At 46.7% G+C, this 11,986-nt stretch carries 3 protein-coding genes, 10 tRNA genes and 3 pseudogenes; all 16 read left to right on the top strand.

Annotated elements, in window-relative coordinates; translation table 11 throughout:
• Window positions 1–246 precede the first annotated feature (246 nt).
• The 16 genes and pseudogenes from JCM11969_RS05475 to rpoB all read left to right on the top strand — a co-directional run bounded on the left by JCM11969_RS05475 (window position 247) and on the right by rpoB (window position 11,977).
• Window positions 247–885 (top strand): deoxynucleoside kinase, encoded by a 639-nt coding sequence (locus JCM11969_RS05475; RefSeq protein ID WP_054709191.1) that lies wholly within the window; start codon window positions 247–249, stop codon window positions 883–885.
• A gap of 305 nt (window positions 886–1,190) precedes the next feature.
• Window positions 1,191–2,470: pseudogene (serS, locus tag JCM11969_RS05470) on the top strand (serine--tRNA ligase).
• A gap of 346 nt (window positions 2,471–2,816) precedes the next feature.
• Window positions 2,817–2,889 (top strand) — tRNA-Val (locus JCM11969_RS05465).
• Window positions 2,890–2,892: 3 nt separating this feature from the next.
• Window positions 2,893–2,965 (top strand) — tRNA-Lys (locus JCM11969_RS05460).
• Window positions 2,966–2,982: 17 nt separating this feature from the next.
• Window positions 2,983–3,064, top strand: a tRNA-Leu gene (locus JCM11969_RS05455).
• Between the two features lie 26 nt (window positions 3,065–3,090).
• A tRNA-Thr gene (locus tag JCM11969_RS05450) sits at window positions 3,091–3,163 on the top strand.
• A gap of 4 nt (window positions 3,164–3,167) precedes the next feature.
• A tRNA-Gly gene (locus JCM11969_RS05445) sits at window positions 3,168–3,239 on the top strand.
• A 19-nt stretch (window positions 3,240–3,258) separates the two neighbouring features.
• Window positions 3,259–3,344: transfer RNA gene (locus JCM11969_RS05440), tRNA-Leu, on the top strand.
• A 26-nt stretch (window positions 3,345–3,370) separates the two neighbouring features.
• Window positions 3,371–3,444: transfer RNA gene (locus tag JCM11969_RS05435), tRNA-Arg, on the top strand.
• Between the two features lie 23 nt (window positions 3,445–3,467).
• A tRNA-Pro gene (locus JCM11969_RS05430) sits at window positions 3,468–3,541 on the top strand.
• Window positions 3,542–3,634: 93 nt separating this feature from the next.
• A tRNA-Thr gene (locus JCM11969_RS05425) sits at window positions 3,635–3,705 on the top strand.
• A gap of 4 nt (window positions 3,706–3,709) precedes the next feature.
• Window positions 3,710–3,781, top strand: a tRNA-Gly gene (locus JCM11969_RS05420).
• Window positions 3,782–4,207: 426 nt separating this feature from the next.
• Window positions 4,208–4,674: pseudogene (locus JCM11969_RS05415) on the top strand (CtsR family transcriptional regulator).
• Window positions 4,675–4,691: 17 nt separating this feature from the next.
• Window positions 4,692–7,202: an ATP-dependent Clp protease ATP-binding subunit gene (locus JCM11969_RS05410; RefSeq protein ID WP_054709188.1), complete on the top strand. Its 2,511-nt coding sequence runs from the start codon at window positions 4,692–4,694 to the stop codon at window positions 7,200–7,202.
• A gap of 342 nt (window positions 7,203–7,544) precedes the next feature.
• Window positions 7,545–8,135, top strand: coding sequence for a TetR/AcrR family transcriptional regulator (locus tag JCM11969_RS05405; RefSeq protein WP_054709185.1), 591 nt, complete (start codon window positions 7,545–7,547; stop codon window positions 8,133–8,135).
• Between the two features lie 238 nt (window positions 8,136–8,373).
• Window positions 8,374–11,977: pseudogene (rpoB, locus tag JCM11969_RS05400) on the top strand (DNA-directed RNA polymerase subunit beta).
• Window positions 11,978–11,986 lie beyond the last annotated feature (9 nt).

Raw genomic sequence — 11,986 nt, 5'->3', positions numbered from 1 at the left:
ACAAGTCAGCACTTTCAATACGATAAACTGGAATGTCATTCTGTTGTCCTGAATGCCATACTAAGCTCAGATGAATCAAATGCCGCAGTATGCTGATAGAATGGTATTAAACAGCCATCGTTACAATTTCTATTGAATGCTGATCACGAAGTCTATGAAATAATTTGCCACAACATATTGCATTTCACTGGCTGATGATACAATGGGTGGTGCTGACTTTTGAAGGTTAAAGGAGAATTTTAAGCCATGATTGTACTTTCAGGAACTATTGGTGCCGGCAAGACAAGTTTAACGAACCTGCTGGCTGACCATTTAAACAAACCGGCGTTTTACGAATCCGTTGAGGACAATGAAATTTTGCCGTTGTTTTATCAAGACCCCAAGAAATATGGGTTCTTGTTACAGATCTATTTCTTGAACAAACGGTTGGACAGCATTAAGCAGGCTTTTAAGGATGACGAAACGGTGCTCGACCGGTCGATCTTTGAAGACTCATTGCTGTTTAAACTCAACGCTGATATGGGCCGGGCCACACAGACTGAAGTGGACATTTATGACTCCTTACTTCAAAACATGATGGAAGAACTGCCGAATGCGGTTCATAAAAAGAACCCTGATCTTTTGATCCACATCAACATTTCGTTTGATACGATGTTGAACCGGATCAAGAAACGTGGCCGATCATACGAGCAAGTGGCACAAGACCCAAGCCTTTACGACTACTACAAGCAGTTAGATGAACGCTATGTGGATTGGTATGCCAACTACAATAAGTCACCTAAGATGATGATCAATGGAGACGAATTGGACTTCGTTGAAGATCAGGATGCCCAACAAAAAGTGCTGGATCTTGTCGATGAGAAAATGGCATCCCTCGCGCTATAAAAAGCCTGTGATCAAGTTTACGGTGACGTGACTTGTAAATAGGGGTCAAATATCGTAATATAGTGACAGTAATCAAAACGCAGTGTGACTTTAGTAGGTCTTCCAGAGAGACGGTGTGAGCTGTGAGCCGTTGACCGAAACTCCATCACACGAAAGCGGACAGTTAATCCTGTACGGTGATCGCCGTTACCGATGAGAGTGTGTGGCAGAGGCCGCAAACTTGGTGGTACCGCGAAGTCTTCGTCCCAATTTTTTGGGGCGGAGGCTTTTTTTGACGGTACAATAACGAAGGGAGAAGTACTATTATGCTTGATTTAAAGTTGATCCGGACTGAAACGGATTTCGTGAAGGAAAAGTTGGCAACCCGTGGTGTTGACGCGCAGGAGATCGACGACTTACTGGCCTTAGACCAGAAACGACGTGACCTCATCGTGAAGAGTGAGACCATGAAGGCCAACCGAAACACGGTGTCAGATGAAATTTCTCAGTTAAAGCGCAACAAGGAAGACGCCAGCGATAAGATTGAGCAAATGAAACAGGTCAGCGCTGACATTAAGTCGTTGGATGAACAATTGACTACCATTGCCGAAGACGTTTCCGATAAGACGTCACGGCTGCCAAACATTCCGAATGACGAAGTTCCAGTCGGACTGACAGAGGATGGTAGTGTTGAACTGCGTAAGTGGGGCGAGATTCCAACGTTTGCCGACTTTAAACCAAAGTCCCATTGGGAGATCGGTGAAGACCTGGGCATTCTTGATTTTGAACGTGGCGCAAAGGTATCTGGTAGTCGTTTCCTGTACTATGTCGGCCAAGGGCACGGTTGGAACGGGCCATTTACAACTTCTTCCTGGATGAAAACGAAAAGGCAGGCTTTACTGAAGTCTTACCACCGTACATGGTCAACAGTGAGTCCATGTTCGGAACGGGCCAGTTCCCAAAGTTTAAGGAAGACGTTTATTCGTTGAAGGAAGCTGACGAAACGTTGATTCCAACGGCGGAAGTCCCACTGGTCAACTACTATCGCGATGAAGTGATTCCAACCGAAAAATTGCCAGTTTACTTTACTGCTTTGACACCTGCCTTCCGTTCTGAAGCGGGGAGTGCGGGTCGTGATACCCGTGGACTGATCCGGTTGCACCAATTCAACAAGGTCGAAATGGTGAAGTTCACGAAGCCGGAAGACTCATGGAACGAGCTGGAATCATTAACGACCCATGCTGAGGAACTGTTGCAAAAACTCGGTCTGGCCTACCACGTTATCACCTTGACGACGGGAGACATGAGCTTTACTGCTGCGATGACCCATGACCTTGAAGTCTGGCTGCCATTCCAAGACCGGTACCGTGAAATTTCCAGTTGCTCAAACACGACCGACTTCCAAGCACGGCGGGCACACATTCAATACCGTGACGACAATGGTAAGCTCCAGTATGTCCACACGTTGAACGGCTCTGGTTTAGCTGTTGGCCGAACGGTAGCCGCTGTTTTGGAAAACTACCAAAACGCTGATGGGACGGTTGATATTCCAGAAGCATTGCAACCTTACATGGGTGGTCAAACTAAGATCACAAAAGAAGACTAGTGCATAACCAGCCAGTCTAAATACATGTTTATGAGATAAAAAAGAGAACTTATTCATCCTTGTGGGGTGGGTGAGTTCTTTTTGTTTTTGAGCGATTGAAATGATGGTGAAAACGAGTCATCCCTACGCCCAATTAAATGAATTTAATTTGAAAAAGGGGTAGCTTTTTTTAAAAAAGGAGTGTATAGTAGTTCTTGCAGTTGATTAGGAACACGTTTCGAGATGCATAACTATTCAACCTTCTCAAAAAAAGATGTTGACATCAATTACTTGAGATGATAATATGAAATAGTTGTTTCGACGAGGTCGACTGCAACGGCTTCACATGATATCCCATTCGTTTTATGGAGGATTAGCTCAGTTGGGAGAGCGTCTGCCTTACAAGCAGAGGGTCACAGGTTCGAGCCCTGTATCCTCCATTTGAGCCGTTAGCTCAGTTGGTAGAGCATCTGACTTTTAATCAGAGGGTCGACAGTTCGAGCCTGTCACGGCTCATTATCCAGGTACACCACGCGGGTGTGGCGGAACTGGCAGACGCGCTAGATTTAGGTTCTAGTGTCTTATGACGTGGGGGTTCGAGTCCCTTCACCCGCATCAAATTGAATAGTAAATTCACTTTCGCCGACTTAGCTCAGTTGGCAGAGCATCTCACTAGTAATGAGGAGGTCGGAGGTTCGAATCCTCTAGTCGGCATTGTGCGGAAGTAGTTCAGTGGTAGAACATCACCTTGCCATGGTGGGGGTCGCGGGTTCGAATCCCGTCTTCCGCTTTTAGAGCGTCTTTTTCCTGCCGGGGTGGCGGAATTGGCAGACGCACAGGACTTAAAATCCTGCGGTCAGTGATGACCGTACCGGTTCGATCCCGGTCCTCGGCATTGTTTCACAATTTAATAGTTATTATGCACCCATAGCGCAATTGGATAGAGTGTCTGACTACGAATCAGAAGGTTGTAGGTTCGACTCCTACTGGGTGCATTTTGTTGTTTCTAAACAGCAATCGGGAAGTAGCTCAGCTTGGTAGAGCACCACGTTCGGGACGTGGGGGTCGCAAGTTCAAATCTTGTTTTCCCGATAGACGATTACCGCGTCTGGCCACCAGTCGGGCGCTTTTTTATTGGTAATTGCAGTGCTGATTTGAAACGGCAGATAGGCAATTTTTCAATTGCGACTTAGCTCAGTTGGCAGAGCATCTCACTAGTAATGAGGAGGTCGGAGGTTCGAATCCTCTAGTCGGCATGATGCGGAAGTAGTTCAGTGGTAGAACATCACCTTGCCATGGTGGGGGTCGCGGGTTCGAATCCCGTCTTCCGCTTCGCATGTTTCACAAGATCAAAACACTAACGTCTCATCACGAATGACCTGCGGGTCGTCTGTGATGGGACGTTTTGTTTCGGCTTGTGAATGGGATGGTGGTTTTAATAGGAAGAAACGCAACTGTTAAAACCTGCCATCGTGGCGTGAGTTCCGGTGTAATCAGGGTTAAAGCGCCCGTCTCACCTTTTTCATTTTAGGTGTCGAGACTGCAGTGAAGTTCACGTCGACATGTGTGACCCAATTGTCTGAGTTCTGTGCGCGGGTCTCAATAAATTATTTAAAGAAATCCCATTTAAATCAGTAATTTGCCTGTTTTATCGTTATAATTAAAGTATAATGCTTTGCTTTTTTACCAAAGATTCGTATAATGAAAGTCAACATTAGTCAAAGTAAATTGTTGAGTTGGTGAATGGAGGGAAGAAGCGTGCAAAATCAAAACATCTCCGATATTATTGAAAAGTACTTAAAGCAGATCTTATCGGACACCGAGCACGTTGAAATTCGCCGATCTGAGGTTGCCGATCTCTTTAACGTCGTGCCTTCTCAGATTAATTACGTTATCAAGACGCGCTTCACATTATCGAACGGTTATTTGGTAGAAAGTAAACGCGGGGGTGGCGGCTACATCCGGATCGAAAAAGTCAATCTTTTGGATGATACGGATGTGCTCGACTCTTTGATTGAAACGATTGGTGATTCAATTGGTCAACGAGACGGTTATGCTGTAATACAGGGACTTTATGAAAGTGACGTCATTGGTAGACGCGAAGCAATATCATTTTGACGATTATTAGTAAAGACACTTTGAAGATGGATAACCGCGCACAAGAAAACGGCTTACGGGCACGGATCTTAGTCAGTATTTTAAAGCATCTGCGCTACGAAAGCTAAGAAAGTGAGGAATTGATATGGACAATCTTTTTACCCCAAGTGCAAAGAGCGTATTGGCATTGGCACAGGAGCAAGCCAAGTATTTTAAGCACCAAGCGGTTGGTACTGAACACTTACTTTTAGCACTCACTATTGAGAAGAACGGGATCGCAAACAAGGTCTTACAACAGTTCTCCATTAGTGAAGACGATGTGCGCGAAGAAATTGAACGGTTTACAGGTTATGGCACTTTAGGCAACGTGGATAAGGACACTTATCTGCCATACTCGCCAAAGGCCAAGGACATGCTGTCGGTTGCTGGCGATGAAGCTAAGCGAATCGGGTCAACTAAGATTGGCACAGAACATATCCTGCTGGCACTTTTAAGTGACGAAACGATTTTATCCTCACGTATCCTAATGAACTTAAACATTGATCTGGCACAGGCACGCAAAGTGATTATGCGTAAGCTTGGTGTCAGCGAAACGCAAGACAAACGTCGCGGCGCCCAACGTGGCCGCGCAAAGCAACAGGGCGGCACGCCAACTTTGGATTCGTTAGCGCGTGATCTGACACAATTGGCACGGGACGACCAAATGGATCCAACGGTTGGCCGAAACAAGGAAGTTCGCCGAGTTATCCAGATCTTGTCACGCCGGACTAAGAACAACCCTGTTTTGATCGGTGAACCTGGTGTTGGTAAAACAGCGATTGCTGAAGGCCTTGCCCAACGCATTGTTGCTGGGGACGTTCCGGAAGATATGCAAAATAAGCGTCTGATGGCGCTTGACATGGGCTCCCTGGTTGCCGGCACCAAGTACCGTGGTGAATTCGAAGACCGTCTGAAGAAGGTTATTGAGGAAATTTACAACGATGGGCAGGTTATCCTGTTTATCGATGAACTGCACACACTGATTGGTGCTGGTGGCGCTGAAGGTGCCATTGATGCGTCAAACATTTTGAAACCGGCTCTTGCGCGTGGTGAACTGCAAACAATCGGTGCCACTACGTTGGATGAATACCAAAAGTACATTGAATCTGATGCCGCATTGGAACGACGGTTTGCAACGGTACAAGTTGACGAACCAACTGAAGATGAAACAATCGAGATCTTGAAGGGCTTGCGGTCACGTTATGAGGACCACCACCACGCCAACATTACGGATGACGCGGTTGAACAAGCCGTTAAGCTCTCATCACGCTACATCACAGACCGGTTCTTGCCAGACAAGGCCATTGATTTGATGGATGAAGCGGCTGCCAAGGTTCGCATCAGCCGGATGGACAAACCATCTAAGCGGTCGACTCAGGAAGCTAAGCTTGAAGAATTGTCTGATCAGCGCGAAGCCGCAATCTTGGATCAACGGTTTGAAGAGGCTGCTCAGTTGCGGACTCAGGAACTGGATCTGCGTGAAAAGCTTGAAAAGAAGAACCAGAAGGCCGCTGAAGCCAAGGATGCTGAGGGCGAGAACCGTTATGACCTCAACGTGACTGGTGAAGATGTTGCGGAAGTTGTTTCTGAGTGGACAGGCGTGCCAACCACTCAACTGCAACGGACGGAACAAGAACGGTTGATCAACCTGGAAAACGTCCTGCACAAGCGGGTCGTAGGCCAAGAAGAAGCTGTTTCAGCAGTCTCTCGTGCGATTCGGCGTGCCCGTTCTGGGCTGAAGGACCCAAATCGTCCAATTGGCTCATTTATGTTCCTTGGCCCAACTGGTGTTGGGAAGACGGAACTTGCTAAGGCCTTGGCCGAAGCAATGTTTGGCTCTGAAGACAACATGATCCGGGTCGACATGTCCGAATACATGGAAAAGTACTCCACTAGTCGGTTGATCGGGTCAGCACCTGGTTATGTCGGTTATGAAGAGGGTGGCCAACTGACTGAAAAGGTCCGTCAAAAGCCATACTCCGTTGTGCTCTTTGATGAAGTTGAAAAGGCCCACCCAGACGTCTTTAATCTGTTGTTGCAGGTGCTTGATGATGGCTACCTAACTGACTCTAAAGGTCGGAAAGTGGACTTCAGAAACACCATCATGATCATGACCTCTAACCTGGGTGCCACCACGTTACGTGATGAAAAGACCGTTGGGTTTGCTGCTGAAGACAAGTCTGAGGACTACAACGCAATGGCTGCCACTATCCGTGAAACGTTGAAACAAGCATTCCGTCCTGAATTCTTGAACCGGATCGATGAAATTGTCATCTTCCACTCATTGAAGAAGGCCGAATTGCACCAGATCGTTAAGCTGATGGCTAAGCAAGTCGTTAACCGAATTGCTGAACAAGGCATTCGGGTCAAGATTACGCCAGCTGCCATTGATGTGATTGCCAATGCGGGGTTTGATCCAGAATATGGTGCTCGACCAATTCGGCGGGCACTGCAAACGGAGATTGAAGACCGTCTGAGTGAATCCTTGCTCTCTGGTGAGATCAAGGCTGGCAACCAAGTTACACTTGGTGCCCGTCAAGGTAAGATTACAATCAACGTGAAAGATATTAAGACTAAAGAAACGAAGGACGCATCAGAACCAGTTGCTAGTAAGTAATCAGTCATGATGAGTCTTAAAATGAGGGATGACATCGAAAGTGATGCCATCCCTTTTTCTGTTGGCATTTGGTTTCATATCGGTGACGTTTCACGGTGCTCGGGTGGCCGTTAACGTCTCATTAACGGGGCTTGCGACGCTAGGATGCTTGCAGACTACTGATGAAACCGCAAGGAGGTGGTCCTTTAACATGGTCACCGCTCAGATCAGGTTAAATCTTAGGACTTGCGTAAATGAAATCACTCAGCGTAAAATGTAACATAGATAAATATGGCGTACGTGAGATTATGTATTGGTATAAGAGAGCAGTGCAGCACGCGCTAACCAGAAAGGAACTTGATCTTGAAACGAGAAGTCCAATTAGAAAAAACGCACCGTGCGATTTTAGATGAAGCACAACGTCTTTTCCTGACGAAGGGGTATCAAGACACCTTGACCCGTGACATTGCGAAGGCGGTGGGGATTACGCAACCCGCCCTGTACCATCATTTTGCGGATAAGGAAGTTATTTTTATTGAAGTGATCACCTCAGTGGGGGAGACGATTCGGGAGCGGCTGACAGCTGTGAACGAGATGGGACAGGACCTAACACCAGAGGATCATTTGATAAAAATGAGTCAGGTGCTGACCGATGTCCATCCGCGGGACGTGTTTACGATCATTCACTCCTCATTTGCGTACTTGAAACCGGAGAACATGCAAAAACTTGGCATGGTCTTTGGGCGCGATTATTTGGCACCGATTGCTGCCTTCTTCAGCACGCCTAAGGTTAAGCTCCGGGCAGGCATCACGCCCGAGGAAGCTGGCGAGTTCTATATGACAAGTCTGAGTCCGCTGTTCAGTAAGTTCCATCGACTGGGTGGTAAGAAATTGACAGATGAGGAACACGTCCACTTGTTGATCGATTTGATTCTACACGGTCTGATCGAGTAACCACGCTTGACATCATAAAACTAAATAGGTATACTGCTCTCAGTATGTAACTGTGAATTGAAATGAGCCGTTGCGATCTATTGTCCGTAGCGGTTCTCATAAAAACCAAAAGTAAGAAAATTCTCTTTCTTTTGGATTTTTTTTGCCAAAAATTCGGTTTTCAGACGCATTTTTCAAAAATGTAACGAAACTGTAATATTTGGTTCGATTCGCTGAATAAAATGGAGAGGTGAACAACTTGGCAGGACACTTGGTTAAATTTGGCAAGCACCGGACCCGTCGAAGCTACGCACGAATTAAGGAAGTTTTGGATCTCCCTAACTTGATCGAAATCCAAAAGAATTCGTACCAATGGTTTCTTGATGAAGGCCTTCGCGATATGTTCGATGACATTATGCCAATCGAAGATTTCCAAGGAAACCTTTCGTTAGAGTTCGTTGATTACCAACTACTTGAACCTAAATATACCGTTGATGAAGCTCGTGAACACGATGCAAACTACTCAGCACCACTGCACGTTACGCTGCGGTTAACAAACCACGAATCAGGAGAAATTAAGTCACAGGATGTTTTCTTTGGCGACTTCCCACTGATGACTGAACAAGGAACGTTTATTATCAATGGTGCCGAACGGGTTATCGTTTCACAATTAGTCCGTTCCCCTGGTGTTTATTTCAATGAAGAAACTGACAAGAATGGTCGAACCGTCTATGGTGCCACAGTCATTCCTAACCGGGGTGCTTGGCTAGAGTTCGAAACCGACGCTAAGGGCCTCTCGTACGTTCGAATTGACCGGACACGGAAGATTCCAATGACTGAACTTGTTCGGGCATTGGGCTTCGGTTCTGATGATGAAATTATTAAGATGTACGGTGACAACGATAGTTTAATGGCCACCCTTGAAAAGGATGTTCACAAGAACACTGATGATTCTCGTGTTGAAGAATCATTGAAGGATATTTACGAACGTCTACGTCCTGGTGAACCTAAGACGGCGGACTCATCACGTAGTCTGTTGACTGCCCGTTTCTTTGACCCAAAGCGGTATGACATGGCACCTGTTGGTCGTTACAAGACCAACAAGAAGCTCGTGTTGAAGAACCGGTTGTTGGGCCTGACCTTGGCTGAGACCTTGGCTGATCCAGATACTGGTGAAGTTTTGGCTGCTAAGGGTACCGTGATCGATAAGGATGTTTTGCATACCTTAACCCCTTATCTTGAACGGGAAGACTTTAAGACGGTTACTTACACTCCTTCAGATGAAGCGGTTGTTACTGAACCAGTCACGTTACAGATCATCAAGGTCCAATCTCCAGATGATCCAGAACGTGAATTACCTGTGATCGGTAACGGTCATATTGATCTTAAATATAAGCATATTACACCGGCTGATATCTTGGCTTCGGTCAACTACTTCTTTAACTTACAAGAAGGCGTTGGGTCGACCGATGATATCGACCACTTGGGTAACCGTCGGATTCGTTCCGTGGGTGAACTCCTGCAGAACCAGTTCCGAATTGGGCTATCACGGATGGAACGTGTTGTTCGCGAACGGATGTCGATTCAAGACGCCGCAACCGTTACACCACAACAACTGATCAACATTCGGCCAGTTGTTGCTTCCATTAAAGAATTCTTTGGGTCATCACAACTGTCACAATTCATGGATCAAACCAACCCACTGGGTGAATTAACGCATAAGCGTCGTTTATCAGCCCTTGGCCCTGGTGGTTTGACGCGTGACCGTGCCGGTTATGAAGTTCGTGACGTGCACTATACCCACTATGGTCGGATGTGCCCAATCGAAACGCCTGAAGGTCCTAACATTGGTTGATCAACAGTCTGTCATCTTACGCCCGCATCAACAAGTATGGGTTCATTGAAACACCATACCGTCGTGTGAGCTGGGATACGCATAAGGTTACCGATAAGATCGATTACCTGACTGCTGATGAAGAAGATAACTTCGTTGTTGCGCAAGCAAACTCACCATTGAACGATGATGGCTCGTTTGTGAACGACCTTGTTATGGCCCGTGCGAAGTCAGAAAACATTGAAACTGGGATCGAAAACGTCGATTACATGGACGTTTCACCTAAGCAAGTTGTTTCTGTTGCCACTGCCTGCATTCCTTTCTTGGAAAACGATGACTCTAACCGTGCCTTGATGGGTGCGAACATGATGCGTCAGGCCGTTCCTTTATTGGATCCTCACTCACCACTTGTTGGGACTGGGATCGAATACAAGGCTGCCCATGACTCTGGTGTTGCGCTGATCAGTAAGCACGATGGGAGCGTTGAATACGTTGATGCCAACGAAATTCGCGTTCGTCGTGAAGACGGTGCCTTAGACACTTACAAATTAATGAAGTTCCAACGGTCAAACGGTGGTAAGAACTACAACCAACGGCCAATTGTTAAGGTGGGCGACCACGTTGATACTGACGAAGTGTTAGCTGATGGCCCAGCCATGGAAAACGGGGAGTTAGCCCTTGGGCAAAACCCACTTGTTGCCTTCATGACTTGGCAAGGGTACAACTTCGAAGATGCGATCGCCATCAACGAACGTCTGGTTAAGGATGATGTCTACACGTCTATTCATATTGAAGAATATGAATCAGAAGCACGTGACAACAAGCTTGGACCGGAAGAAATGACCCGTGAAATTCCTAACGTCGGTGAAGACGCTTTGAAGAACTTGGATGAAGAAGGATTATCCGTATCGGTGCTGAAGTGCATGATGGTGACATCCTGGTTGGTAAAGTAACGCCTAAGGGTGTCACTGAACTGTCAGCCGAGGAACGGTTGCTCCATGCCATCTTTGGTGAAAAAGCCCGTGAAGTTCGGGATACATCACTTAAGGTGCCTCATGGTGGCGGCGGGATCATCCAGAACGTCCGGATCTTTACTCGTGAAAACGGGGATGAGTTATCACCAGGCGTTAACATGATGGTTCGGGTCTACATCGCTCAGAAGCGTAAGCTCCAAGTGGGTGACAAGATGGCCGGCCGTCATGGGAACAAGGGGACTGTTTCAATCGTGATCCCACAAGAAGACATGCCTTACATGCCTGATGGGACCCCAATTGATATTATGCTGAGCCCAATGGGTGTGCCTTCTCGGATGAACATCGGGCAAGTGCTCGAAATTCACTTGGGGATGGCTGCTCGTAAGTTAGGCATTCACGTTTCAACCCCTGTCTTTGATGGTGCCCGTGATGAAGATATCTGGGATGCTGTTAAGGAAGCCGGTATGGCTGATGATGCCAAGACTGTTCTTTATGATGGTCGGACCGGTGAACCGTTTGATAAGCGGGTTGCCGTTGGTGTTATGCACTATATGAAACTTGCCCACATGGTTGACGATAAGATCCATGCGCGTTCAATCGGACCATACTCATTAGTTACCCAACAACCACTTGGTGGGAAAGCCCAATTTGGTGGCCAACGGTTTGGTGAAATGGAAGTTTGGGCCTTTGAAGCTTATGGTGCTGCTTACACGCTGCAAGAAATCTTGACTTACAAGTCAGATGACGTTGTTGGTCGTGTTAAGACGTACGAAGCCATCGTTAAGGGTGAACCAATTCCTAAGCCAGGTGTGCCTGAATCATTCCGTGTGCTGGTTAAAGAACTCCAAGCACTTGGTCTTGATATGAAGGTCCTTGGTTCTGATAAACAAGAAATTGAACTGCGTGACATGGATGACGAAGACGACGATGTTGTCAACGTTGATGCCCTAAGCAAGTACGCAGAACAACAAAAAGAAGCAGCCGCAAAGACAGCTGATACACCGGCTAAGACTGCTAAGACAACCGATGAAGCTAACTCAAACGCTAAAGATTAATAAAGGAGG

Origin of the sequence: Secundilactobacillus paracollinoides DSM 15502 = JCM 11969, from assembly GCF_001311135.1 — a bacterium.
Lineage (GTDB): Bacteria > Bacillota > Bacilli > Lactobacillales > Lactobacillaceae > Secundilactobacillus > Secundilactobacillus paracollinoides.
This window is presented reverse-complemented; position numbering and strand designations above follow the sequence as displayed.

What these genes read in the sequence shown, in the direction of transcription:
- JCM11969_RS05475 (WP_054709191.1), top strand. Translation starts at nt 247, where the DNA reads ATGATTGTACTTTCAGGAACTATTGGTGCCGGCAAGACAAGTTTAACG.
- JCM11969_RS05410 (WP_054709188.1), top strand. Translation starts at nt 4,692, where the DNA reads ATGGACAATCTTTTTACCCCAAGTGCAAAGAGCGTATTGGCATTGGCA.